At 45.2% G+C, this 25,062-nt stretch carries 22 protein-coding genes; 10 read left to right on the plus strand and 12 right to left on the minus strand.

All coding sequences use genetic code 11. The annotated features are described in order from the left end of the window. Positions 1-8: 8 nt before the first annotated feature. Positions 9-356, minus strand: a complete 348-nt coding sequence (locus tag J4N42_RS19330; protein WP_252031164.1) for a HopJ type III effector protein — start codon at positions 354-356, stop codon at positions 9-11. 129 nt (positions 357-485) lie between these two features. Between J4N42_RS19330 and J4N42_RS19335 the strand changes: the two genes are divergently transcribed. Next, positions 486-1,457, plus strand: a complete 972-nt coding sequence (locus J4N42_RS19335) for a sensor domain-containing diguanylate cyclase (RefSeq protein ID WP_252031166.1) — start codon at positions 486-488, stop codon at positions 1,455-1,457. 11 nt (positions 1,458-1,468) lie between these two features. Here the strand turns inward: J4N42_RS19335 and J4N42_RS19340 are convergent, their stop codons facing one another. Next, entirely contained in the window at positions 1,469-2,434 is a 966-nt protein-coding gene (locus J4N42_RS19340) for an ABC transporter substrate-binding protein (protein ID WP_252031169.1), read from the minus strand. Between the two features lie 95 nt (positions 2,435-2,529). Here J4N42_RS19340 and J4N42_RS19345 point away from each other — a divergent pair, with 95 nt between their 5' ends. Further along, positions 2,530-4,488 (plus strand): PAS domain-containing sensor histidine kinase, encoded by a 1,959-nt coding sequence (locus J4N42_RS19345; RefSeq protein ID WP_252031172.1) that lies wholly within the window; start codon positions 2,530-2,532, stop codon positions 4,486-4,488. A 28-nt stretch (positions 4,489-4,516) separates the two neighbouring features. Here the strand turns inward: J4N42_RS19345 and J4N42_RS19350 are convergent, their stop codons facing one another. The 3 genes from J4N42_RS19350 to J4N42_RS19360 form a co-directional block, all read right to left on the minus strand. Next, positions 4,517-6,061 (minus strand): DUF3369 domain-containing protein, encoded by a 1,545-nt coding sequence (locus tag J4N42_RS19350; protein WP_252031175.1) that lies wholly within the window; start codon positions 6,059-6,061, stop codon positions 4,517-4,519. Between the two features lie 83 nt (positions 6,062-6,144). After that, positions 6,145-8,433, minus strand: coding sequence for an ATP-binding protein (locus J4N42_RS19355; protein WP_252031178.1), 2,289 nt, complete (start codon positions 8,431-8,433; stop codon positions 6,145-6,147). 38 nt (positions 8,434-8,471) lie between these two features. Then, positions 8,472-10,784, minus strand: coding sequence for a methyl-accepting chemotaxis protein (locus tag J4N42_RS19360; protein ID WP_252031181.1), 2,313 nt, complete (start codon positions 10,782-10,784; stop codon positions 8,472-8,474). A 266-nt stretch (positions 10,785-11,050) separates the two neighbouring features. Here J4N42_RS19360 and J4N42_RS19365 point away from each other — a divergent pair, with 266 nt between their 5' ends. Next, entirely contained in the window at positions 11,051-12,835 is a 1,785-nt protein-coding gene (locus tag J4N42_RS19365; protein ID WP_252031183.1) for a choice-of-anchor I family protein, read from the plus strand. Positions 12,836-12,915: 80 nt separating this feature from the next. Here the strand turns inward: J4N42_RS19365 and J4N42_RS19370 are convergent, their stop codons facing one another. Next, positions 12,916-13,770, minus strand: coding sequence for an AraC family transcriptional regulator (locus J4N42_RS19370; RefSeq protein WP_252034103.1), 855 nt, complete (start codon positions 13,768-13,770; stop codon positions 12,916-12,918). A 95-nt stretch (positions 13,771-13,865) separates the two neighbouring features. Between J4N42_RS19370 and J4N42_RS19375 the strand changes: the two genes are divergently transcribed. Together J4N42_RS19375 and J4N42_RS19380 are read left to right on the plus strand one after the other, a co-directional pair. Beyond that, positions 13,866-15,260, plus strand: a complete 1,395-nt coding sequence (locus J4N42_RS19375; RefSeq protein ID WP_252031186.1) for an MATE family efflux transporter — start codon at positions 13,866-13,868, stop codon at positions 15,258-15,260. A 167-nt stretch (positions 15,261-15,427) separates the two neighbouring features. Then, on the plus strand, positions 15,428-16,048 hold the full coding sequence (locus J4N42_RS19380; protein WP_252031189.1) for a hypothetical protein: 621 nt from the start codon (positions 15,428-15,430) through the stop codon (positions 16,046-16,048). Between the two features lie 111 nt (positions 16,049-16,159). Here J4N42_RS19380 and J4N42_RS19385 read toward each other — a convergent pair whose 3' ends face one another. Next, positions 16,160-16,480: a DOPA 4,5-dioxygenase family protein gene (locus J4N42_RS19385; RefSeq protein ID WP_252031192.1), complete on the minus strand. Its 321-nt coding sequence runs from the start codon at positions 16,478-16,480 to the stop codon at positions 16,160-16,162. A 347-nt stretch (positions 16,481-16,827) separates the two neighbouring features. On the opposite strand from J4N42_RS19385, the gene J4N42_RS19390 reads away from it, so the two are divergent. Then, on the plus strand, positions 16,828-18,807 hold the full coding sequence (locus J4N42_RS19390) for a methyl-accepting chemotaxis protein (RefSeq protein WP_252031195.1): 1,980 nt from the start codon (positions 16,828-16,830) through the stop codon (positions 18,805-18,807). A 407-nt stretch (positions 18,808-19,214) separates the two neighbouring features. Beyond that, positions 19,215-21,062, plus strand: coding sequence for a methyl-accepting chemotaxis protein (locus tag J4N42_RS19395; protein WP_252031198.1), 1,848 nt, complete (start codon positions 19,215-19,217; stop codon positions 21,060-21,062). Positions 21,063-21,092: 30 nt separating this feature from the next. On the opposite strand, the gene J4N42_RS19400 is transcribed toward J4N42_RS19395, so the two are convergent. After that, on the minus strand, positions 21,093-21,713 hold the full coding sequence (locus J4N42_RS19400; RefSeq protein ID WP_252031201.1) for a substrate-binding periplasmic protein: 621 nt from the start codon (positions 21,711-21,713) through the stop codon (positions 21,093-21,095). Between the two features lie 327 nt (positions 21,714-22,040). Between J4N42_RS19400 and J4N42_RS19405 the strand changes: the two genes are divergently transcribed. Further along, positions 22,041-22,469, plus strand: coding sequence for a VOC family protein (locus J4N42_RS19405; protein ID WP_252031204.1), 429 nt, complete (start codon positions 22,041-22,043; stop codon positions 22,467-22,469). Positions 22,470-22,483: 14 nt separating this feature from the next. Here J4N42_RS19405 and J4N42_RS19410 read toward each other — a convergent pair whose 3' ends face one another. Further along, a complete protein-coding gene (locus J4N42_RS19410) occupies positions 22,484-22,810 on the minus strand; it encodes a 2Fe-2S iron-sulfur cluster-binding protein (protein ID WP_252031206.1) in 327 nt (108 codons plus the stop codon). Positions 22,811-23,034: 224 nt separating this feature from the next. On the opposite strand from J4N42_RS19410, the gene J4N42_RS19415 reads away from it, so the two are divergent. Further along, positions 23,035-23,292 carry a hypothetical protein gene (locus J4N42_RS19415; protein WP_252031209.1) on the plus strand — a complete coding sequence of 86 codons (258 nt, stop codon included), beginning with the start codon at positions 23,035-23,037 and terminating at the stop codon, positions 23,290-23,292. A gap of 83 nt (positions 23,293-23,375) precedes the next feature. Here J4N42_RS19415 and J4N42_RS19420 read toward each other — a convergent pair whose 3' ends face one another. Continuing rightward, positions 23,376-23,705 carry a hypothetical protein gene (locus tag J4N42_RS19420; RefSeq protein WP_252031212.1) on the minus strand — a complete coding sequence of 110 codons (330 nt, stop codon included), beginning with the start codon at positions 23,703-23,705 and terminating at the stop codon, positions 23,376-23,378. Positions 23,706-23,760: 55 nt separating this feature from the next. Continuing rightward, positions 23,761-23,979 (minus strand): DUF6500 family protein, encoded by a 219-nt coding sequence (locus tag J4N42_RS19425; protein WP_252031215.1) that lies wholly within the window; start codon positions 23,977-23,979, stop codon positions 23,761-23,763. Positions 23,980-24,155: 176 nt separating this feature from the next. On the opposite strand from J4N42_RS19425, the gene J4N42_RS19430 reads away from it, so the two are divergent. Further along, positions 24,156-24,488 (plus strand): PBPRA1643 family SWIM/SEC-C metal-binding motif protein, encoded by a 333-nt coding sequence (locus J4N42_RS19430; protein ID WP_252031218.1) that lies wholly within the window; start codon positions 24,156-24,158, stop codon positions 24,486-24,488. Positions 24,489-24,536: 48 nt separating this feature from the next. On the opposite strand, the gene J4N42_RS19435 is transcribed toward J4N42_RS19430, so the two are convergent. Beyond that, positions 24,537-24,887, minus strand: a complete 351-nt coding sequence (locus tag J4N42_RS19435; RefSeq protein WP_252031221.1) for a hypothetical protein — start codon at positions 24,885-24,887, stop codon at positions 24,537-24,539. Between the last annotated feature and the right edge of the window lie 175 nt (positions 24,888-25,062).

Genomic DNA, 25,062 nt, shown 5'->3' on the forward strand with positions numbered 1-25,062 from the left:
CATTGAGTTTAGTATTTCGGGGCTAATGCCGCTGAATCAAACTTCACTCCACCCCAGCCGGTTTTCATGAAGTTGCGGATGTTTTGGTGGTCTGTGTTATCTGGATGCTGTAACACATCTTCGCGATAAAAATGACCAAAACACGCTAATGCTTGTTGCTCCGATAGGCCTTGTAATTCTGCAAATGCGAAAATCTTGCATGAACCATTGTTCTGGTTCGCTTCGTTCACCGTCTCACCGTTTTCAAAGCGAGTTGGTGTGAATTCAAAATTTTGCTCAATCACTGCCATTGAGTCTTCAAATTGCACTGTTTCCGGCGCTGCGTTGAGCTTTTCGATAAAGGCTTTCAATTCCATATGAGATTTTCTTGAGTAAATTAAAAGCTAAAACAATAGCATAAATTTTCACTTCGCTTCGAACTTCTCAGGTAAGTGAGCAAATTTTTATTAAACTTAAAGGATGACTGGCAAGCTAGGTGCGCGGATATGAAGGATTCTCAGCAATGCTTATCGATGATAAGTGAAGGCCATTTCGATATTAGCAAGTGGCAAGAGTTAGTCGATTTAGTTGCGGAACTTTTTGGCTCAGACAGTGGCACCATCGTCCAGCTCAACCAAGATGAATTTCGCGTCCTTGTCACCAGCGGCAACAAAGATAACTTTTTAAAGCAAGGTGATGCTTGGCCCAGAGAAGTACAGAGCTTTTGTAAACATGCCGTAGAGACAAAACAAGGGCTCTACGTGGAAAATGCATTGGTCGACGATGTTTGGAAAAACGCGCCTGTCGTTGTGCAGGAGTCGGTTCGTTCTTACTGTGGATTACCCATTTTTTGGCCGAACGGTGACGTATTCGGCACCATTTGCATGATTGATAAACATGTGACTGACTACGATGAAAAACTTCACCGGCTGCTCAATCAGATGTGTCGTTTAGTCGCGGCTGATCTTAAGCATTTGTGTAATCTCGACGAGATTCGAAGCTTAGCTCTAGTTGATGAACTGACAGAATTGCTAAATCGCCGTGGCTTCAAGCTACTCGGCGAACAAAAAATCAAAGATGCTCCCCGATACCAGCAAGCAATGGGGATGCTCTACATCGACGTTAACCGAATGAAAATGGTCAACGATCAATACGGCCACCAAGCTGGCGACGAATGCCTAAAAACACTGGCTGATGTTCTGCAAAAAGAGTGTCGTGACAACGATGTAGTCGCCCGTTTGGGAGGCGATGAGTTTGTTGTTCTGTCTCTGCTTAGCAATCGACGAGAGCTGGGCTTGCTGGCTCAACGAATTACCGACTTCTATGCCCATCAAACTCAAGGCGTAGACCACCTTTCCCTTACCAGCTTAAGTATTGGCCAAACCATTAATGATTGCTTTAGCAATATCACTCTAGACCAGCTGATAGCCGAATCCGATGAAAGCATGTATGAAGTGAAACGAAAGTCGCGTCAGTAACTCCGCAACCTTTATTCTATTGCTTGCCAACTGTCCGGCGGAGTTAAGCCCCAGCGGGCCATTTCCTGCGGGTGATAAATAGCTTGGCCTTTTTGACCAACACGGATTGGGATTTCACTCGCCGATTTACCGGCTACGATCGCCGTCACCGCTTTCCCAGCCGACTCTCCCTGACTTTCCCCAAACAGCACCACTCCACCCGCTGCTTTGCCTTTCCCAACAGAGAAATCCCAAAAACCAAATAAAGGAACTTGAGAATGTTTGTTGGTCCAACTGACTATCGTGTCGGCCGTCACATTGTCGCCGTTACGATCTACGATCGTATGGTACAACCCGATGACAATCGCCCCAACTCCGTCCTGGTTTGCGGATAGCACTTTGTCGTGCCATTGAGCTTGAGTTTCAATCGTTAGGATTTCAGCCTCCATTCCGATTGATTGGCTGAGCGTTTGATATTGACCTTCCATGTATCGCTGAGCAATGGTTGACGTCACTCCCGAATCGAACATCACGCGGATTTTTTTCCTGCCTTCAGGCAGCATAGTTTCAATTTCCCCCATAGTTTTTACAAACAAAGGCTGCTCCAAAATGCCAGTGACTTTGGCTTGCCCTTGATATTTCGCAAGCAATTTTCTTGGATTGGAATTAATGCCTAGAAACACGATGGAAATGGGCTCATCGTACAATTTAGGCAGCATATAACTCAGGGCGTTGTCGTCACCTAAGATGACGACTTGCGGGGCAATGTCTTGGTAGGTTTGGTAAGCTCTATTCGCCGACAGCTGATATTCCGACTTCGGTATCCGCTTGGTGTCCATCTGAAACTTCACTAGTTCAATGTCGTCGGTTAACTGACTCTCTATGCCTCGAACGTAACTTTTGTCCCACGCGTACTCACTGTGATAGCTTTCAATCAGCAAAACCGTCGCAGCAAACGAGTTAACGCTCCAAATACATAGAAACAGCAATACCTTCATAGGCGCCTCCTACCTTGAGTGTAGCCCAGCGCAAGTTAAGCATGTATGTATATTAGTCCTATACTAAACCTATGGTTTAACGGGTTGGCCTTGGTATGGGTAGATATCACAAGTTCGAAGAAGGCGTCGAGCACCCTTTATTCAGCCGAATTGGCCGAAGAATCATTTTGATCATGATTCTACTCAGCGGAGCCATCACTCTTGTTACCACACTCATGCAACTCTACTGGGACTATAACCAAGAATTCGATGATGTTGAGCAACGGCACTACGAGGTCGAGAATGTTCATGCCAGCCTACTGGCTTCATCGTTGTGGAATTTCGATTTAATTCTTCTCCAACAACGTTTAGACGGCTTGGTCAACTTACCTAAAATCGACTACCTAGAAATACGTTCCGGACGTTACACATTCAGTGCTGGAGAAAAGGTTCAAGACAATGCAGTATCAAACCTCTATCCGTTGTTTCATCAAGCGACAGATGCAAGCGAACCAGAAGAGATTGGGGAAATTTACGTAGAGTCCAACGCCCAAGCTATCTATAGCTACCTTTTGAAGCAGTTTTTCATCACCTTATTGTTGAACGCTTTAAAAACCGCGCTGGTGTGCTATCTGATCTTAATGGTATTCCACCAAAGCGTGAATCGACGCATATTCGAAGTTGCCAAGTACTTACGTTTTTTCAACCCTCGACACCCCAAAGGCCCGCTCCAATTGCCATACAACAAGTGGATAATGGAACAAGACGACGAACTTAACTGGCTCGCGGACGAAACCAATAAAATCACTCAAAACGTCACCACACTTTACGACAACATCAAACAAGAACAGGAGCGCTTAGCCGACTTTGCTCATACTGCCTCTGATTGGCTCTGGGAAACCGACGCTCAAGGGCGACTCATCTATTGCTCAGACCCCATGCAAGAGGCATTCAGTATCGATACTCAAACTAAGCCGAACGTCAAAGACATACCAGAATTCTCTCAACTGAATAATCTTCCAGTCCAACTTGCATTGAAACAAGACTTCTCGATGTGCGAAGAAAGCTTCACTATGGCAGGCACACACTACCACGTGATGTTTCAGGCTAAAGCGCGCTACGAGAAACAGGACTTTGTCGGTTATCGTGGTAGCGCAATAAATATTACAGCACTAAAAAATGCCCAGCATGAACTCGAATTTCTCAACCGAAACCTCGAACAGACAGTCGCTAATCGAACTCACGATTTAGAACAAAGCATGAAGCAACTTCAGGCTGCGCAAGACCAGTTGATTCAATCTGAAAAATTAGCAGCCCTTGGTGGACTAGTTGCGGGAGTTGCCCATGAAGTCAATACTCCTTTGGGCATCTCAGTGACAGCTGCCTCTGTGATTAAAGACGTTACCCAAGAACTGAACTCATTGTTTGAAAATGGAACACTAACGAGCAACCAATTCTCCGATTTGATGGAACAAATCAGTGAAGGTACAAGTATGCTGGAAAGCAACCTTAGCCGTGCAGCCCAGCTCATCAAGGATTTTAAACAAACTGCTGTCGACCAAGTCTCTGAGAGCCGCAGCCAGTTTAATGTTAAACAGGTGCTTGAAGCCTTAATCGCCTCACTTCATCCTGAAACTCGCAAGGTGCCCGTAGTCCCTGCTCTAGACGGCAGTAGTAGCATCCACATGAATAGCTTACCCGGCGTGCTGACTCAAATCGTCTCAAACCTCATCATGAACAGCATCAATCATGCATTTTCAAATCAAGAACAGCCAGAAATTGCAATTGCGTTTGAAGACGATGATGACTGGGTCATATTCCACTATCAAGACAATGGCTCTGGCGTAGATAAAGCCTTGCATCAGAAGATATTTGAGCCCTTTTTTACCAGCAAACGAGGCAAAGGTGGTTCAGGGCTCGGTTTGAACCTCGTTTACAATCTTGTGAATCAGAAACTAAAAGGAGAATTGGAGTTTGAATCCAAACTGAATCAAGGCGTCCACTTTACCTTACGCATTCCAAAAGACTTACCCTTGTCCGATGCAGAGCAAGGCGATACTGACTATCATATTTAACCCGTCAGCTTGATTGAACTAGATAGTTTCAATCTGGCAGAGAATCACGTATCGCAATGAAGTCGTCCCAGTTGTCGACCATAAGGTCCACCAGTTCAGGCTCAAAGTGTTTGCCACGCTGCGCGACAATCTCTTGCATAATTTCGTCATCAGGCCAAGGCTCTTTGTAGCAGCGCTTCGCGCCAAGTGCATCAAACACATCGGCCAAAGCGGTAATGCGCCCACTAATCGGAATATCTCTACCAGATAGCTGCTCTGGATACCCCGAGCCATCCCATTTCTCATGGTGAGAGCCTGCAATTTCTCTGGCGACGGTAATGAGTTTACGATTAGAGCGACTCAGTATGTCCACGCCATATTCCACATGCTTTTGCATCACTTCCCATTCATCAGCATCCAATTTACCCGGTTTGTGTAGAATGCTGTCCGGGATGGCAACTTTGCCCACATCATGCAAAGGAGAGGCAGATTTGATCAACTCAACATCATATTCAGGTAGCCCATAGAGCTGAGCCAACCGCTCAGAAATCAACGCAACCCGTTCCACATGTGCCCCTGTTTCTTTACTTCGCGCTTCTACCGCATTCGCCAGATTGTGAACCAGTTCTTTCGAGGTCTCTTTTAGATCTTCAAGCAAGTGAAGGTTTTCAAACGTAAGCCCGATATTTTGCATGTAGATTTCAAGCAGCTGCTTATCGAGTTCGGAGAGTTCTCGATTCAAGTTGATGTACAGAAGATTATCTAAGCCACGATCGTCATTCATAAACAGTACAAACGCATCATCGAAACTTTGAGTTTTACGCTCTTCTAGTGCTTGCTTGCACCGCTGTGAAACGCTTGCGGGTAAGACATCAAAGGAACACTCTGAATAGAAGTTAACGTAGCCGCCCGTCGCAGCGAGTGTCAGCGCACAGCTTTCTTCTCCTTCTGGCCTAGGCTGAACAATGCAATAAAATGCCGATGCGTTAAGTTGAAGTAAGGAGGTTAACTGACTGAGTACAGACGAAGCGTAGGCCTGCAATGAGGAGGTATTTTGCACATTAGCCGATGCGCTAATTACACGACTAAGCCCTTTTTTCTGCTCTTCAATCAGGCATAAGTCGCGATAGGAACGCAACATGGAATACAACAAAGTTTTCAGCTTTTGGGTAGTTAACTCGGTCTTTTCTTTGTAATCATCAATCTCATAATCTTTGATGATCACATCTTCAGGGGCTTGTCCTGCCTGCCCTGTTCTCAATACCAATCGAATAGAGTGATTATTCAGCTCATCACGAATGTACTTAATGAGCTCTAGCCCGGCATGTTCGGTTTCCATGACAACATCAACCAATGCGAGTGCTATATCATCCGTTTGCGCTAAGAGCTCTTTCGCTTCGGCCGCTGAAAGCGCCGAAATCAGTTCTAACTTTCGGTGTTGAAACTCAAAGCCGCTCAGTGCCAGTTTGGTGACTTTGTGCATTTGCTCATCATCGTCCACTAGCAATACTTTCCACGCCTTTTCCAGCTTCTCGACTGCTGCTGTAGGAGGCTTTTCTTCCCCTTCATGTCGATAGTCTGCAAATAGTTCCATAGTCTCTCCCCCGTCGGGTCGGCTGCTCTTTTAGGTTTAGCACAAAACGACCGCTTTTTATCCTCCCAGAGATCGCAACAAGGTTAGGCGGTTGCCTCTCTCGCGCTCGCTGCAGGCATAGAAATAATAAAGCGCGCCCCGGCAGCAGGCTCACTCTCGACGCTTATCGAGCCATTAAACTTTTTGGTACAGATGTTGTAGACCATATAAAGCCCCAGCCCAACACCGCCATTAGCGCGAAGCGTCGTAAAGAATGGTTGAAAGATTTGCTCAATGTGCTCACCGTTAATACCGCGCCCGTTGTCTTCAACAGTCAGTTGGATAAGTTCGCCTAACGACACGACAGACACGGTTATGTGCTTGTTGCCAGCGGGCTCACCGGAAAATGCATGCTTTACGCTATTGTTGACCAGCTCTTCTAACGCACAACGCAATGACAGTGGTGGCACATGCGCCAGCACTTCTTTGTCGCAATCAATCGTGAATTCGACACCATTAGCAGTAAGTTTTTCGTTAAGGTGAATGTAGATGTCGTTGAGTATTTCATTTAACACCACGACTTTAGGCTCTTCCGGCGACATCTCTTGATCCACCGCTTTGAACTGACTTACCAAATCGGAAGAACGATATAGATTGTCGTTGATCATCTCTAAACATTGAGTCGACACGCTAAAAAACTCAGCCATATCTTCAACTGAGATCGTATGGTCATTAAAGCGCTCTTTTAACACTTGGGAACGCTCATGGAGTAAAGAGGCTGCCGTCACTGTGATGCCAAGTGGCGTATTTAGTTCGTGCGCCATACCAACCAACATGCCCGATAGCGCTGCCATTTTCTTGGTTTCCATGAGCTGAGTTTGGGTATGTTTGAATTTTTCTATCAGCTCCATCAACGAACTTTGATTACTTTCAAGCTGGAGCGTTTTACTGCTGATTTGATCTTCTACTTCATCCAGAATAGAACGTAAACTATCAACCATAGTCACCAGAGAATTGGCCAGTACGTCTTTATCACTGTGTGGCGTGATCTCTACTTCTCGTAAGTTGCCCTGACTAATATCGTGCAAGACTTCAATGTTCTTTTCTAATTCATCAAGTAGGTGGTTAAAAGAAGTCGCCACATCTCCAGCTTCCGTACCGATTTCGACGGGAACACGGCGGGTGTAGTCTCCTTGTGCGCTAATTTTCTCGATGGTTTTGACAGCTTCAAACCAACTCATGGTCACACCATGTTCACTGATGTTCAGGCCGACTTTCTCATCATTTTCCGTCACCCGGTGCAACCCTTTGCGCTTAAGCAATGTGAATATCAAAAACCCCGTCAGGCCTGCCCACGCAAGCACCAATAACACGCCAAGCAATTGAATCAACAGCATGTAGAATAATGGCTCCCCTGTCGTTCGGCTGGCCACAAAACCTGCATAGATTGTCCCGAGCACACCACAGAAAAGATGCACGGGTACTGCGCCGACGGGATCGTCAATTTCCTTTTTAATTAACCACTTATCTCCTAGCAGTACGGTGAATGCCCCTAGTGCCCCTAACACCAGCACATCATATATCGACACCAAATGAACACTGGCTGTCACCGCGACCAAACCACCCAAAATGCTGTTCATGACATAAGTGATAGGAATGTGCTTCTTATTCAGCACCAACAGCAAAGCAACCACTCCGGCGGTGGCCCCTGCAAGCAAGGTATAGAGCAAAATTGAGGAAATGCTGGAGTTAAACTGATACAAGCTCCCGCCGTTAAATCCCATCCAAGCAAACAGGAGAAAGAACACGCCCAGCGTCACTAAGGTTAGGTTATACGAAGGGAATGCCAACGCATTCTTACCCTGATGGAAACGCAGATACCTTGGGCCGATTATACAAGTGCCAATTAAGCCAATTATCCCACCAGTTACGTGGACAATGGTGCTACCCGCAAAGTCAGTAAAATGGTTTAACACAAACCATGAGTGCGGATTCCAACCATAGTAGGCAATCACAGGGTAAGACAGCGCACCGACAAAAAATGCGACAATTACATAGCCTTTAAAGCTCATTCGCTCGGCAACACATCCGGACACAATCGTCGCAGCGGTTGTCACAAACATAATATTGAAAAGTAACACTGGCGCGCTATCTGGGTTAATTGGCCAATGCTCAAACGAAAAAAGGCTTTCACCTCCCGTGAGGTGAAAGCCCCAAAACACAAATACAAAACTGACGACGACAAAGTCAGCAAGATTCTTCATTGCGACATTAACGGAGTTTTTCGCGCGAATACTCCCTGTCTCAATGAGGGTAAAACCTGCTTGCATCAGGAACGCTAGCGCAGAACACAGCAGTAACCAAAGCAAGGTTATCGGATCCATTTCCGACATGAGTAACCCCTTCTGCATACCTTAACTTTGCGCCTTACTTAGTACTTAAACTGAGCCATTTCGTGGTTCAAGTCATTCGCTTGATCAGACAAGCCCTTAAGCACATCATCCACATCATTCACCTGAGATGACACTTCAGCTGACGCGTCTGCTATCGAAGTCACACTACTACTTATGTCTTCTGTCACTGCACGCTGCTCTTCTGTAGCAGCGGCGATCTGTACATTCATTTCATTCAACTCAGTTAACATTGAGACAATTTGAGTCAACATTTCTGTGTTTTCTGAACAAGTCTCTACCCCTTTAATCACCGTTGCATTAGCGCTTTCAATGCCTTTCGCTACGGCATTAGTCTCGCTCTGCAAAGACTCAATTTTGGCGCGAATTTCTTCCGTCGACGACTGAGTTCTGCCCGCCAATGAACGCACTTCGTCCGCTACCACAGCAAAGCCGCGACCTTGCTCGCCCGCCCTTGCTGCCTCAATCGCTGCGTTCAATGCCAGTAGATTAGTTTGCTCTGCGATTCCTTGAATCACATCCAGCACTTCACCAATCGAATTACTTTCTGCGTGAAGTCGTGTAATCGCATCAACAGCGGTACGCATTTCGTCGCTCAGTTGAGAGATCTCGTCACCTAAAGATTGCCCAACCGCTACGCCTTGCGTACCCGTGTCATTAGCATTTTTCACATAGTCTGCAGCTCGATTAGCAAATTGAGCCACTTCAGAAATAGACACACTCATTTCGTTCACCGCAGTGGCTACCGACTCGGTACGATGATTTTGCTCACCTACCGCGCTGCGAGTACTGTCCATGTTACTGGCCATGGTCTGTGTATTTACATTCAGCGTGTCCGTCGCGGTTGCAAACTGTTTTATCATGTTCTGTAAGTGCTCAAACAAAGCGTTTAACGATACTGCCAGTTCCGTCATCTCATCTTTGCCATGTTCTTCGAGCCTTGCTGTCAGGTCGTTATCTCGGCTAATGGCCTGAATTTTCTCTGAAGCTAAGCGAATCGGTTTGGAAATGCTGCCCCCAACAAAGTAAGACAGCACCACGGAGACAACTACAATAATGAGAATTGCGACGATAACGCTGCTCATTACGGACTTATTGAGTGTTTGAACGTCCGCTAACGCCTCCGCTTCATCAATCTCGGTGAGGATTCCCCATTTCAGGCCGGCTGCATCAATTGGCGCATAAGCAGAAAATACCCTTACTCCTCGATAGTCGGGCACGACACTGATACCACTTTGCCCACCAAGCGCCTGAGTGGCTGTTTGCGTAGCCACTTCCTGACGCCCAATGGCAGAGCCTTTACCTTTTATTTGGCCGATAATTTGTTGGCTTACTCCTGATGAGCTCAGCGCACTGAAATAGCCTTCAGGATCCTCAATTAGGAAGCGTGATTGGCTGCGTAACAATTTGTCTGGGCCAATTAAGTAAGTTTCTCCACTTGCCCCTAAACCTGCGTAGCTCCAATTACCGCTGAATGTCATGATTTCATTGATTTCATCCACTGGCATTTGGAAGATCAGCACCCCTAACTTAGTAGAGCCATCATAAATAGGTGTCGCGATAAACGATGCTGCCGCTTCGTAAGATGGATAATAAGGGGCGAAGTCTTCTAGATGAAACTGCTCGACCTGCATTCCAACCGCGGCACTAAAGGCTTTAGAAATCCCGCTCCCCTGATAAGGGCCACTGTTTAAGTTAGTCGCGAAGTCGAGTTCTTTAAACACCGAATACACTACGTTGCCATCGTTGTCGACTAAGAAGATATCGTAGTAACCGAATGCCTCTAAAAAGTGTTTAATTGGTGGGTGATAGATCTCGTGAGCCTTATCATAGCTATTACCTAATGTATCAGCCTTAAGCTGGTGCTTATCTCCTAACCCATTTGGATTCACCCCGATATAACGGGCTTGCAAGGCAATTCCCGTGTCCGATATACGGCTTAACCGTTGCAGTTCGTTAGCAGATTGACCGTTGTTTGCGTCGCGATAGGTCGCACCAAACTGGGACGAATAATAGTTTTTGAGTTTCTGCTTATCGTCTTGCGATACTTGGAAAGTAGGATACTGCGCAAACGCGTCTTTGAACGCCCGCATTGCCTGCTTGGTTGACACGTCATCAGCGAGCGTCTCTAACTGATAGTGAATCTGGTCGAAGTAGCGTTCGATTTCACTTTTCTTGATTTCTCTTACAGAGATGAGCTGACTAGACGCTCTTTGGTATAGCGCGTTTTCCGATAGGCCTGATGTTTTCCACCCAACAAACCCACCACTCACAACTACGCCAATGGCACATAAAACAGTACATGCAACAATGATTTTGGTAGCAATCTTCATAATATAACCCTTAGCCCACAAGCTAGTGCATTCCTTGCCAAAGGGGCAAAGCTAAACAAGTAAGCCAACTGGTTTATATGAAATTTGTCTTATTATTTTTTATGAGTGTAGGTGCAAATGGTGGTGTTTTCACACACCATACGGCTTCCATTTTAGGCACGAGCAATAAAATCGTCATAAATCCACAACTTATCGTTCATATTCATTATGTATTTTCCTCAACGCTTCAAAGCACTATTAAATAGAATAATCAGTAAGGGAAAATTTTGTCTTTCAACTACCGCATTTTACCTGTGACAGGGCTGTCACTCTTTGCTGCTGCATGTAGCCAAACCTCAAGCACACCAACCGCTGCGACATCAGCACTCAATATCCAATGCCAAACGCCTCAAGTTGCCGAGCAAGGCGAGTCCTCCATTAGTGGTTTGACTCTCGTTGGTCGTTCAATTGCAGACGCAGAGTTCGGAACCTCGGCTGCTGAAATCGTGAGTTACGATAGTTGTACCGATAAGCTATACGTCGTGAACGCCCAAGCTAAGCAAGTCGACATTCATTCAATGAGCAGTGATTCGGTTCCAACCCGTATCGCAAACATTGATTTGCAGTCCGCTGCTGTAGCGTCTGGCGTTGAAATTGGCGCAGCGAATAGCGTCTCTACGCACAATGGACTGGTAGCGGTTGCAATTGAAAACAAAGACAAACAGCAAAACGGTATTATCGCGCTGTACCGTTCAGATACATTAGCGCTTATAACAACATTCCCTACTGGCGCATTGCCAGATATGGTGAGTTTTTCAAAAGATGGCCGTTACATTGCTACGGCTAACGAAGGCGAACCGTCTGGAGACTATAGTGTCGATCCAGAAGGCAGCATTACGCTGGTTGATCTGGCTGAAGGCATAGAGAATGCTAACGTCAAACAAATCCGTTTCACTGAATTCAATCAGGGTGAGAAGCGCCATTCAGAGCTAGGCCAACAGGTACGCATCTCCGCTCCTAACGCTACCGTTGCACAAGATTTAGAGCCGGAATACTTAACTTTTGATGACAAAGGCAAGTTGTTTGTAGCACTACAAGAAAACAACGCTATGGCGAAAATCGATGTCGAAACGGCTCAAATCGACGCTATTTACGGGTTTGGTGGAAAATCTTGGCAAAGCCACCAACTCGATGCATCTAACAAAGATAAAGTCACTGGCAACCTAGTTTCCTATCCAATGCTTGAGGGGTTATACATGCCAGACTCAATCGCTAATTACGAGGTTGATGGAGTAAGTTACATTGTCACCGCAAATGAAGGCGATGGTCGTGAGTACGGATTGAAGACGACTCAAAAGCAATGTGATGAGATGGGTTACGATTGGGACGGTGATGACTACAAAGAAAGCGAACAATATGACTCTGAAGTCGATTTCTGTATCACTTACACTGATGAGGTTCGAGGCAAGAAATTGAACGTAGCGCAAGATCACCCACTCGCAGCCGCTTTGAAAGACAAAAAACAACTTGGCCGTCTCAAAGTGATTGCAAGCGAGACACCTATTGCGGCTGATAAACCTGTGCAAGCATTCGGCACTCGTTCTTTTTCTATCTGGCGTGAAGACGGAGAACTCATGTTTGATAGCGGCGATCAATTTGCACACATTGCACTACTGTCAGAGAAAGAGAACTTTAACAGCACCAATGACAACAACAGCAGTGGCGACGATCGCAGTGATGATAAAGGCGTAGAGCCTGAAGCCATTGAAGTCGCTCATATTAACGGCCGCCACTACGCGTTTATAGGATTAGAGCGCCAGGGAGGTATTATGATTTACGACGTGACTAACCCTGTTGATGCTATGTTTATCCGCTATGTGAATAATCGTGATTACAGCCAGCCAGTTTGTACTAAAGTGGACGACGGCGATTGTGACAACGGCCAATACAACCCGAAAGCAGGCGATTTAGGGCCAGAATCCATCAAGTACTTCCAACGTAACGGACAGCACTTACTTGCCGTTGGCAATGAAGTGAGTGGTACAACTTCCGTTTACCGTATCGACTTGTAATATCTATAACGATTCTCGCTTGAGTCACTAGGGTTCTGACTAGATTCAGCCGAGATCGTTCTCCTCATAAATCGCCTCTGCTAGAGGCGATTTGCGTTTTCCAACCGAACTCGAAATTCCCTTGGTGTCATTCCACCCCAACGCTTAAAGCGAGTGCTGAAGTTAGCCGCATTCGGATATCCGACAATTTCTCCAATATGTTGAATCGACCAAACTGTTGAGCCCAGCAATCGAGCTGCGTATTCCATTCGCATGCGGGTGAGGTGCACCTTAGGGCTGTGACCATAGATTTGTTGGCATAACCGGTGGAAGTGAGGTTCAGAACAGGGCAGCATGCTCGCAAGCTGAGCCACCGTCCAGTCTTTATGTAACTGACGTTGCACTTGGTAAAACACGTGTCTCATCCGGCTGGTGTTACGCGATTCTTCCGTTTCCATTGGGGTATTGATCATCAGCTCAATCTGCTCCACTACTTTGATTGCCACCCCGCCTCCAAGGTCAATCGGTAGTGCGATAGAACGAAGCAGCGCTAGAATAGATGCATAAATCACTTCAGCAACAGGCGTGAGCGTATACTTGATATCACTATCACAGAAGTGTTCCCAATCATGCTCAGGGGAAAGAAAAATCCAAGCGATTTGCCAATCCTCTTCACTGAGACCAAACCCATTCTCAACGCCAGCAGGAACAGTAATGAGAGACCCAGGTTCGAGATGAAACTTTTGACCGTGACTCTCTAACCAGCCTTTGCCTTTTACAGTGTAAAGCAGCATGTGTTTTTGTTGATGCTTACGAAACACTGAGAAATCGTCTCGACAGGTAGCAATACCGCACTGAACAATGCCTAACTCCTCTAGCCTCAACACGTGGCTATGGTCGATAAATTCATGTTTGGTTTTATCTGAAATGGTAAATCGTTCTTGCCTGTCGAGCATAATGATAGTTTTGCAAAGGTTTTTGATAAGTTTAAACAATACATAATCACCGTAACTATTTAAACTTCTTTGCATATGCTTTAAGGAGTTTTGCGATGCTAACCACCTACCGTTCCCTAGATAAACAATTTTGGCGCAAGCTCATCGATATTGGATTACCAGTCTCGATGCAGGGAATGCTGTTTTCATTGTTGGGGGTGGTAGACATTTTTATGGTCAGCCAATTAGGCGAGTCTGCCACCGCAGCAGTCGGCGTAGGCAACCGCATTTTCTTCTTTAACCTGATCATGATTGTAGGGGCTAGTGGCGCAGTTAGTGTGCTAGCTTCACAATACTTTGGTGCAAATAACTTTGATGGCATTCGACGTACATTGGCACAAACTTGGGCGATAGCTGTCGCGTTCAGTGTCCCTTTCATTTTGCTGTATACGTTCGCGCCAACGGCCGTTGTCTCTATCGTTGCTGATGACCCTGAATATGTCGCGTTAGCAACCGATTATTTGATGGTGACTGGTGTAAGCTTGCTGGCTACAGCATTGGTAGTGCCGCTTGAAAACGCCCTTCGGTCAGTAGGTGAAGCTAAACTCCCAACCACTGTCAGCCTTGTTGCGATAATCGTTAACGCAGCATTAAACGCTCTCTTGATCTTCGGTTTATTTGGTTTCCCTGAACTTGGGGTAATCGGTGCCGCAATTGGTACGACTATCTCCCGAGCCGTTCATACCGTGGTGCTGTTTTATATGGCTAAGCGTCATTATGGGCATCTTTTCCCACAAGCACATAACTGGGCAGAAGCACGCACAGCCGAGCACCGTAAACGCTATATTAATGTCGCGAGACCCATGATCATTCACGACACTGCTTGGGCTGGCGGCATCTTGGTCTACAACATTATCGTGGGCCAGCTTGGTGTGGGTGCCCTTGCGATTATCTCCCTACTTGCTCCGATAGAGTCGGTACTCATTTCTGCCTTTCTTGGCTTTGCCGTGGCAGCCTCGATCATACTCGGCAATGAAATTGGCGCGAAGGAGTATCAGCGTGTTTCCGACACTTCTTGGTGGTACGTTCTCACCGCTTGTGCGTTAGCCTTAGTTCTCGCCCTAATTTGTTTGGCCGCTGAGCCGTTGATTCGAGAATTGCTGGTACGTAGCCCAATCCAAGATGCAGATAGCGCCGTTAAAGTGTGCTTGGTAATGGCCTTTGGCATGGTGCTCAGAGTGTTTAATATGGTTGGCATTGGTGGCGTGCTAAAAAGCGGTGGCGACATCAATTACAGCATCTTTATCGATTTGTTCGGCCAGTGGGCAATTGGTATTCCCCTCGCCTACTACACTGGCGTGGTGTTAGGCTGGCCACTGCATATTGTTATGGCCATCATACTGGCAGAAGAAGTGGTGAAAATATTACTCACTTCTCACCGAATTCAGTCGAAAAAGTGGATCAACAATCTGGTCGACGATACCAATACTCAACCACAAACCAGTTCGTAGCCGTCACTCAATTACAGAACTCACACCAAGGGCCTCTACTTGTTTAATTTGAGTAAAGGCCCTTTTTTCGGTCTCATTAAGGAGCCTGATTGCGCTCAGCATTGATAAATACATCAATATATTATTCCTGTGTCTAGAATAATGGCTGTCCTATTGAGGTACTTCTAATGAGATTCCACTCCCTGCTCACTCTTTCACTTGCGAGTGCATGTATCGCAGTTCCCGCTGTTGCTGAGGAACAAGCCAAAAAAGGTGTAGATATGAGCGATCCTACCGCGGTATATTCATCAGTTGGGACCAGTTTTACTTCGGAAGGGAATGTAGATTTAAGCGCAGGATTTGCTTGGGGTAAAAACCTTTTATCTATCGAGACGAAAAATGGTGCTGATGCAATCAACGCACGTTACGCTTGGATGACCGACGGCCGAGGTGTGTACGGTGAAGCCTACTTTAACCATGAAACCGATACTGTTTCTGGTAGCGTGGGTTACATTCACACATTCAAAGTGCACGAGAAAGTTAAACTCTACCCATTAGCGATGGTTGGTTTCAATGACAACGACATCACAGACACCATGCTGACAGGCACAATTGGTATGTATACACGTGTAGATATTGGCAGCGGTTTTCACCTAGGCTTAGACCCATTCTATACCGTGGGTGAAGGCGACTACGATTCGCACTCCGTCGACACATTCGTTGGCAAACAAGTCGACAACCACCGAGTTCGTGTTGGTATCAATTCTGCGGATGAAGAGCTGTACTTCAAATGGCAGATGGCGTTCTAAATTTTGATTTGATTGTGTCTATATAATGAAAAAGCTCACTGTGAAGTGAGCTTTTCGCGTTTTGACCGGCTTAGCGCTGATACTGTTTTAGTTTCATCGATTAAACTTAGTTTATGCGGACAACTTCTCTTCAAAGACACCTAACTCACGCCCTAGCCACACGGCACGTTCCGTGTGATCCAGTAAATGTTCGTCACTGACAGGATGAATCAGTACCGACATCCCATCTCTCGCTTCATCCAACCATTCAATGAAATTGCGGCTATTATCGGCAAAATGCAGCTCCATCATCGGCATTTTATGGGGGCCCACAAGCCTGTTGACGGGCTCGAACACCTGTAACACGTCGTTCCGTTCACTTTGAATTCGGTTTCTAAGCTGCTTGATAGAATCTAAGTTTTTTAATGCAAAATATATATGGGCATGAAACATTCATAAATACCAAAAATAGCAAAACAGCGCCCATGATAGCACTGTTCTTTTGAAATTGAGCGAAATCAAACAAACTTCGAATTCACTTTGAAGAACGGTTCCCTAGCAAACTCAGAGACCTATACTTGGGACAAAACTAAGATCACAGTTTTATTGGAATTTGTAATAAATATCTCGCATCAAGGCATAATCCAGCAGCTATACTCCTTTAGGGTTATTGATGTTGTAGCACATAATAACTACTTTCATGCCCGATAATAATAACCATAAATAATATGTGACCTTTGTTAGCGCAACAGCAACATTTACTTATATTCGCATCGTCAACATGTCGCTAGGAACAAACTATGAATCTATCCGACTTTTCATTCAAACATAAAATCATCTCTTTGGTCGCTTTGCCACTGCTCGCTTTTCTATGGCTTAGTGTGTCGTCTATTTCAACCAACATCTCGACAGTAAAAGAGATGTCTACACTCAGCCAACTAACAAAACTCTCTGTGGTATACAGTGAGTTAGTGCATGAGATTCAAAAAGAACGCGGTATGACAGCGGGTTTTTTAGGTTCAAAAGGAACACAGTTTAAAGATGAACTCAGAAAGCAGCGCCAAGCAGCGGATTCAAAAAGACAGCAGCGCCTCGATTACTGGCAAGACAATCAGTTTGATTCCGAACAGATCAATCAGCTGAACAACCAAATCAGCCAACACCTAAACCGCATTCAACAAATCCGCGGACAAGTAGATGCTCAAACCATCGCACTTGGTGATGCTCTAGCCTATTACACTCAGTTGAACAAAATGTTGCTGAGCGTATCAGGCATTATTACGCACATCAGTAACGACGCACACATTAGCGAAGAAGTAGTTGCGTACTATAACTTCCTACAGGGTAAAGAGCGTGCGGGAATTGAACGTGCTGTATTAAGTAACACCTTTGCTAAAGATGAGTTCGGTCCTGGCATGCTAGTGAGGTTTATCTCGCTGGTTACTCAGCAGGATACCTACTTTGCGAACTTCAAAGTCTTTGCTAACGACGACAACAATCAGTTTTTTGCCCAGCAGATGAAAGCCCCTTCTGTAATTGCTGTGAATGAGCTGCGTGAACTTGCTGAATCCAAAGCGAGTGGTTTCAATGTGGATCCTACTCACTGGTTCAGTCAAGCAACGGGGCGAATTGGCCAACTGAAAAAGACCGAAAACCACGTAGCAAATAGCTTAATCGCGTTAACAGAGCAACGATACCAATCCGCGCAGACAGCCTTAATCACCAGCGTTTCATTCGGTATCGCAATTCTATTAGTGGTATGTATCGTGAGCGCTATGACGATTCGCGATTTGTCTTCACGAGTGAAAGATCTCACCTCAGTAATGTCAAAAGTACGCGACGACAACGACTTAACTGCACGTACCCAATACGCGGGTAAGAGTGAGTTGGGCATCATTGCAATCTCACTTAACTCCACACTCGAAAAGTTCTCAGGTGTGATTGATAATCTATCGAACTCAAGTATGACCCTTGCTTCCGCCGCAGAAGAAACCTCGCAAACTTGCCAATACAACTCTGAGTCTATGGTAGAACAGCAAGATCAAATTGGCTTGATAGCGACTGCGATTGAAGAGCTTTCCACAACCGTTAATGAAGTGGCAACCAAAACTCAAGAAACAGCGGAATCTGCGAAACTGGCCGATGACCAAGCGCAGAGTGGTGTGACAACAGTGCGTAGTTCATATCAGTCGATTGAAAGCCTAGCCACAGAAATCGATAGCCTCGCACAGAAAATTACTCACCTACATGAGAGCAGCAATAACATTAACAGCGTAATTGATGTGATTAAGTCGGTGGCAGAACAGACTAACTTGCTAGCACTAAACGCAGCGATTGAAGCCGCTCGAGCAGGCGAACAAGGACGAGGCTTTGCCGTCGTTGCCGATGAAGTTAGAACGCTGGCTCAGCGCACTCAAAACTCGACCATGGAAATCGAGGGCTTTATCAATTCACTTCAATCCGATGTCGAATCTGCATTCAATGTCATCGACAATAGCCAGAAGAAAGCGTCTGCCGCAGTGGAAGACTCTCGCTCAGTGGAAGAAGCGCTATCTGGAATTTCAGAATCTATCAGCCACATTTTCGGTATGACTGAACAAATCGCTACGGCAACAGAAGAGCAAGCCGTGGTTACTCAAGACATCGCACAAAACGTCATGAGTGTTGAAGAAAAGTCGACAGAGTCTACAACAGGAGCAAGCCAAATTGCAGCCACGGCCAGCGAGCAAGCTCAATTGGCAACCTCACTGAAAAACCTAGCGAACACTTTCAGAATTTAGCAACGCTCCCCTACCTATAAATAGTTAAGGTCTAATACTTGTACAAAGTGTTAGGCCTATATTTTTGACAGAAACATCAGTTAAACCTAACCATTTTTGGATGCAGAGCCTATTTGAAGCACAAAAAAAGCAAAAAGATCTAAATCCCTCTCATTCCCAACGCTCATATGTGTGATGTAAACCCCAAATAAAATGCAACGTTCAACATTATTTTTCAAAAAATCCAAACAACTATAAGAAAATCATAAGAAGCAAAAGCATTCATTTAGCTTATTTATTAGTGCCGTCAATTACAAAGTTGGTAATATTCATTTACATAACTATTATCAAATTTGCACTATTAACAACTTTGTAAGTCTGCACTTTTGCTTGCTCGAGGCTCTAAAATGATTAAAAAGATCATATCTATGTTCATATTGATGTCTGCGATAGTCATCTCTATAGTCGGTGCTGGTACCTATCATTACCTGTCACAATGGAAAGAAGGAAACATTAAAAGAGCAGATAATGTTGTTGTTGAATCCGTGACTGTTTCCTATGAAAACATGCGTGACCAACTGGTCGAGACAACGACAGGCATATCTGCATCTATATTGTTCAACCCGAACAAGTCTTTCGATGAAAACGACGTAAAAACGAGTATTCAAAAGATTTTAAACAGCGATAGTGCTTATATAGAAGTTTTCTTCTCAGACTTATCAGGGAGAGTTTTCGCCGCAGAGACTAACGGCGGCGGCTGGATACCCGACTTTAACGCTAAGACGATGAATAGAGAGTGGTACACTGAAGTAGTCATAAATGGTAAGCAATCCCACATTACTAGGCCTTATATTTCCCATACCGGTGATTTGACAGCTACCGTGAGCGTTCCTTTGATTTCAAACTCTAAAACGTCTGGTGTTCTCGGTATTGATGTAAATCTATCAGAGCTTATGCCCGATTTGGGCGTTAACTTTGTCATCACAGACCCTTCGGGTAAGGTGATGTTAGTGGGGGGCGTTCCAGAAAGTTGGGTAGATAAAAACATTTATGATGTTCGCCCAAGCTACAAAGGATCTACGCTTGAACCCACTTTGTATCAAACGCCAAGTGGCCGCTGGTTTAGTGTATCTCGTCATATTCTAGAAGACGGAAATGTACTCTACGCTGTATCGAGCCAAAGTGAATCGGTTGACACTGGTAACACGTTTATTGTGTCAACAATACTTGTCCTTCTTGGGATGGGCGTCTTAGGTGTGCTGATTACCTATATCGCACTGAAAAGAGAGCTCAAACACCTACCTACCCTTGTGGACTCTATTTCATCCATGGGTAACGGGCGATTTACTGAATGGTCGTTCCCGAAAGCCAACAATGAACTTGATATCATTTCTGATTCTTTACAATCTCTGCAAGGTTCAGTTTCCAAGGTAATGACAAACGCCGATAACATCATGGCCGAGCTTGCCCATGCCCAACAGCAGATTTCGAACTCAATCAGAATGAACGCAGACAATGCGCAGAAAGAGTTTGGCGAGATTGAGCAAGTGGCCTCCGCATCAACCGAGCTTTCCGCTACCGCAGCAGAAGTCGCCAGCAACGCGGAGCGAGCAGAAACGTCAACAACATCAACAATGGCGTCGATTGAACAAAGCAGTATCACACTAGAGCAGTCACAAGCAATTTCTGGCCAGATTATGCTCTCCATGGATGAGTCTGCAAAAATCGTAAATGTACTACGCACCTATTCCGACAACATTAGTTCTGTCGTTGAGGTGATTAACGGCCTATCGGAACAAACCAACTTGCTGGCATTAAACGCTGCAATCGAAGCGGCTCGCGCGGGAGAGCAAGGCCGAGGATTTGCAGTGGTAGCAGATGAGGTTCGAGCACTCGCAGAGAAGACACAAAAGTCGACAGTCTCAATTCAAGAAATCATCACCCAGTTACAAGAGCAGTCAAAGCTTGCCGATGAAATCATGGTCCAGAACAGTAATCTTGTGAGTGAATCTCAGGAATTGAGTGAACAAATTGCGGTGGTGTTTAACAGTATCAAGCAAGAGATCAGCGATATTACCGACATCAACTCTATGGTAGCAACAACATCGGAAGAGCAATCTCGAGTGACTATCGATTGTTCAGAAAGATTAGAGGAAATCAATAACCTCGTTGCACATAGCTTGGAGAACACCAACGAGACGCTTTCTATCAATGAGGGCATCTCTACCGCTACCGAAAAGCTAAAACATGAACTGAGCTTCTTTAAGACCAAATAAGCCGCTTATAGAAAAGTACCGCTAGGCATTCTAGCGGTACTGCAAAATAGCCCGATTTAGATTCTTCATAAAATTAGGGTGATGCTCCAAGTACTCCTTGGATACATAAATCCCAAACTCTTTCGCTTCTTGAAGCACTATCTGATAGCGGTCTGGCTCTTCAATTTCACTTAACAACACCACCTCTGCGACCATAATCGCATCCACTTCCTTGTTGTTCAGCTTTTGTACTAGCTTTCTGATATCGTTCGCTGGCGGTGCAACGTTATAGCCCTCTCGCATCAACCAATAATGAGTATTAGTGTTAAGCAAACTAGTCACCGAGCCTGTCGCACGAAATGATGGAGAACTGGGCTGAAACCCTTTGGCGTCTTGTCTTCGTACTACCCATACCCAACGGTTGGTCATTACAGATTCAGAAAAGACGGCGTAGCGGTCGCGTTCATCATTTTGCGAAGCCATAAACATGCCATCGGAGCGGCCAAGCTTCAGCTCAGAGAGCGCCCTACCATGGTTAGACCCCACTTCAAGCGTATAATTGACCTCAATGGCTTCAAGTATTGGCAATACTTTGTCAATACCAATTCCGACGATATCGCCGTTCGAGTCAACGGTAGTGTAAGGGGGAAAATCAGGTAGGAAAAAATGCATTTCATGATCGGCAAAGCTTCTGGGGCTCAGACAAGTCATAAATAGCAATGTAATTAAGCATAACAGCTTTCTGGTCATACTAATGTTGAAGGTTGCCGTTCCAAATACAATAAGTATAGGAACCATTTAGACTTTTAGCAGAATAACTACCCTTTAGTGGTAGCTTAGCTCCACTATTTCGCAATCTCCCACTTTGACTAGTGGCAGCACAAAAATAATTGAAATTAGCACTTTACCTCAAGTTAACTTTAGGTATTAGAGTATCTCCAGACCTAGAGAATGAAGGCTCTGATTTCGTCATTAATACAAATACTTAAAGGACAAATTATGAAAAGCTACGTAGAACACGCCAACATCGGTGTTATTAACCCAGAAAAAACCATCCGCTTTTTGACTTCTGCATTGCCTGAGTGGTCTGTTCGAGGCGGCGGCAGATACACCAATGATGCAGGCAAAGAGATCGAGTGGTGCCACGTCGGGGACGAGAGCTCATACATCGCACTTTCATCCACAGGCAAAGGTGACGCGGAAGACTGGACAGCAGAGTTTACCGGTGTGAAGCACATAGGTATCGTTGTGCCAAACTTATCGGAGCTTGAGGAGCGTCTTAGTCAGGCGGGATACGAAGTTGATCACCGTGGCAACCCCCACCCTCATCGCAAAAATGCCTATTACATGGAAGATCACAACATCCAATTCGAGTTTATTGAATACCTTTCGACAGCACCCGAATTAAAGAACGACTATCTACTATAGGTGGGATTCCCCCCTCAGCGGCACTGACACGGTGTCGCTGTTCCCGCTTTAATCTTCGCTTTAAAATTCTTAATCGATTGCTTTCTGACTTCATCTAAATCTTTTCGGCGCACCACCACATTCATATTACTTTTTGGTTTTGTCGAGCATGCAAACGCTTCTGTACCATCTACTTCAACGAGACAAGCCTTGCAACATCCCTGTTTGCGCTGATTCTTCAAACATGGTGCCGGAATATTCACTTTTGCACGGCGCGCCGACTCCACTAAATTAGAGTCTTCAGGTCTTAGCAATACCGGTTTACCATCGACGTTTAACACTGACGGCTTGAAACTGAACATAACGTAACTCTCTTAAACAGGGAGATTTCCCCAAACAGTGCAGAGTGTAACTCTGAGCGACGCTAACGAACATGCATTGAGATCAACAACTCGCTTTATTTATCGCACGTCGCCTAACTAACAACCACCTGATCTTAATCATAATTTAACGTACCTAGTGCGAATATACTGACGTGATACTGGGAAAACCACTTCATTATAAAACACTAATTACAAGAACGATTATGAACAGCAATGCCGGATTCACTCTCACCATCGAGATGATCAATGACGCTATCTACAAGGTAGAAAACGCTAATAAGGTACAGCTCAAAGGGCTGAGAGAATTTCTTTCACACAACCAAACTAAAGCGATCGCTACATTTACAGCTATCGCTGTTGCCGACTCGTTAGACGAACGATACCACCATATCTCGAGCGAGTTTCCTCAGTTTATGGACCACGCTCATCATCTCATCGAGACGTCCATTCTACTTGGGTAGTAGGCTTGGCGTAGTGTAACGCAATCAAAAAAGGCGAGCCTAACGCTCGCCTTTTTATTTTCTTGTAGAATAGTTGGTTGCAGTTACTCAAACGCTATTTCAGGCCATTGACCACTAAAGCCAATGATAAAGTTGTCGCAACATAAACCGAATTCCCAGACTTCGTCTGCGACTGGCTGTGAGTCCAATCGAATAATATCCCAAGGCATTTCATAATCGAGAGATTCTCCTGGAACCTTTCCTTCCGCCTCTATATACAAAATCTTGATGCGTTCGAATACCGCTGTGGCTTCTTTATCGAGCTCTTCCCATGGAGCAACCACCAAGGTAATTTTATCGATTTCAATCGATATTTTTTTTAGTGCATGAGTGCCATACGAGCGAAAAAGCTCAATCGAAATCTGCGATGCCATTATTGCCTCTCCTTGATTCTTCTCTACTTCACCAACACCAACTTAGCGAATAGCGTTACGCCCCTTCCTCCACCATGGCTATGATTTTATGGGCCTTTTCAAAATGGTCTAATTGGTGAGTCTGAATCCACCATGTCGCGGCTTCCATCAACAATTCTGGATCATCGTTCTTATTGGCAAAGAAAGCATAAAACGACACGCCGACGTTATCGCCCTTTTGCTCGATTTTCTTGTTGCAGATCTGCAGTATTTTTTCCCGTAACGACTCTCGCACGACTTCAATTCCCTATGATTGGTTATTGAATAACGCTACACATACGCTCAAACATGCGCAAGCGTAGTGACAAGCTCACATCACAGTCCGACACCTTTTTATCGCTTTATCTCTTGGCCTACATGGGTATAATCCACCGCTCGCTCTCCTACTCACCCACAATCAGAGAACTTAGCATGTCGAAAATGTTTTTTAAGGGCCGAATCGAAACACGCCAGAACCACGTAATGTCGGGCTATAACGTTAACCGAGATGTAAAGCCAGGCTCTGAAGAAGCGCCATTAGCAATCCAAGTAGCGACTGAAGAAAGAAAAGTAGAGATTGAGCAAACGTTACAAGCTCACAGCCTGTTTGCCAATATCGTCGTTGACGCAAGTGCAGAAGAAAATATCATCGAACTTGAAACCGTATTAAATAGACCTAAAACAACGGTTTTCGAAAAGACACCTAACCGCAACGACCCATGTAGCTGCGGAAGCGGTAAGAAATTTAAGAAGTGCTGCGGATAGGTTAACGCTATGAGCTCACCGTAATTACTGTGAGCTCGAGTCACTCTATTAGCACTCTTGTTGGCTCATCAGCGTATAGTCATTCAGTGACTTCTTCGTAAAAGAGAAGGTTACATCTTTGCACACAGACTGTACATCAGAGTAAAAGTGCACTCGCCCCTCAGCAAAGACAGTGTTCCCCTCACTGGCCGTAACTTCAGCTCTTCGATGGCTAATACCATGACCACTATTTAGGTCATTCAACGCTTCCATTAAGTTAAGCCATCCTTCTTTATGGGCAATTTGAAACAGCATTCCGGTTGCTTCGATTTGATTTTGCTGTGGCTGATGGTAGAGCTTGTCGTATGCAACGTAGCCCGATACGAGAAGAGCCAGAGAGGTAACAGCGAGTATTTTCATGACATTCGTGCCTTGAGCATCTTGTAAGAAGCTCGCATCATATCTTTGGCTTTACACACACAATAGTGACATTTTGTAAGCGTGTTTTACATAGAATAACCAATCACTAGCCCTGCGAAATACACTCAATAAGATATTGATTAATATGTATTTATTTTATCTTAACACCCTCATC

Source organism: Vibrio sp. SCSIO 43135, assembly GCF_023716665.1.
GTDB lineage: Bacteria > Pseudomonadota > Gammaproteobacteria > Enterobacterales > Vibrionaceae > Vibrio > Vibrio paucivorans.

Excerpts from the sequence above, each read along its gene's own strand:
- J4N42_RS19370 (WP_252034103.1), bottom strand. The coding sequence starts at position 13,770 with ATGCTCGACAGGCAAGAACGATTTACCATTTCAGATAAAACCAAACAT.
- J4N42_RS19390 (WP_252031195.1), top strand. The coding sequence starts at position 16,828 with ATGAATCTATCCGACTTTTCATTCAAACATAAAATCATCTCTTTGGTC.
- J4N42_RS19360 (WP_252031181.1), bottom strand. The coding sequence starts at position 10,784 with ATGAAGATTGCTACCAAAATCATTGTTGCATGTACTGTTTTATGTGCC.
- J4N42_RS19395 (WP_252031198.1), top strand. The coding sequence starts at position 19,215 with ATGTTCATATTGATGTCTGCGATAGTCATCTCTATAGTCGGTGCTGGT.
- J4N42_RS19350 (WP_252031175.1), bottom strand. The coding sequence starts at position 6,061 with ATGGAACTATTTGCAGACTATCGACATGAAGGGGAAGAAAAGCCTCCT.
- J4N42_RS19380 (WP_252031189.1), top strand. The coding sequence starts at position 15,428 with ATGAGATTCCACTCCCTGCTCACTCTTTCACTTGCGAGTGCATGTATC.
- J4N42_RS19330 (WP_252031164.1), bottom strand. The coding sequence starts at position 356 with ATGGAATTGAAAGCCTTTATCGAAAAGCTCAACGCAGCGCCGGAAACA.
- J4N42_RS19355 (WP_252031178.1), bottom strand. The coding sequence starts at position 8,433 with ATGTCGGAAATGGATCCGATAACCTTGCTTTGGTTACTGCTGTGTTCT.
- J4N42_RS19385 (WP_252031192.1), bottom strand. The coding sequence starts at position 16,480 with ATGTTTCATGCCCATATATATTTTGCATTAAAAAACTTAGATTCTATC.
- J4N42_RS19435 (WP_252031221.1), bottom strand. The coding sequence starts at position 24,887 with ATGAAAATACTCGCTGTTACCTCTCTGGCTCTTCTCGTATCGGGCTAC.
- J4N42_RS19375 (WP_252031186.1), top strand. The coding sequence starts at position 13,866 with ATGCTAACCACCTACCGTTCCCTAGATAAACAATTTTGGCGCAAGCTC.
- J4N42_RS19410 (WP_252031206.1), bottom strand. The coding sequence starts at position 22,810 with ATGTTCAGTTTCAAGCCGTCAGTGTTAAACGTCGATGGTAAACCGGTA.
- J4N42_RS19405 (WP_252031204.1), top strand. The coding sequence starts at position 22,041 with ATGAAAAGCTACGTAGAACACGCCAACATCGGTGTTATTAACCCAGAA.
- J4N42_RS19430 (WP_252031218.1), top strand. The coding sequence starts at position 24,156 with ATGTCGAAAATGTTTTTTAAGGGCCGAATCGAAACACGCCAGAACCAC.
- J4N42_RS19340 (WP_252031169.1), bottom strand. The coding sequence starts at position 2,434 with ATGAAGGTATTGCTGTTTCTATGTATTTGGAGCGTTAACTCGTTTGCT.
- J4N42_RS19415 (WP_252031209.1), top strand. The coding sequence starts at position 23,035 with ATGAACAGCAATGCCGGATTCACTCTCACCATCGAGATGATCAATGAC.
- J4N42_RS19420 (WP_252031212.1), bottom strand. The coding sequence starts at position 23,705 with ATGGCATCGCAGATTTCGATTGAGCTTTTTCGCTCGTATGGCACTCAT.
- J4N42_RS19345 (WP_252031172.1), top strand. The coding sequence starts at position 2,530 with ATGGGTAGATATCACAAGTTCGAAGAAGGCGTCGAGCACCCTTTATTC.
- J4N42_RS19400 (WP_252031201.1), bottom strand. The coding sequence starts at position 21,713 with ATGCATTTTTTCCTACCTGATTTTCCCCCTTACACTACCGTTGACTCG.
- J4N42_RS19335 (WP_252031166.1), top strand. The coding sequence starts at position 486 with ATGAAGGATTCTCAGCAATGCTTATCGATGATAAGTGAAGGCCATTTC.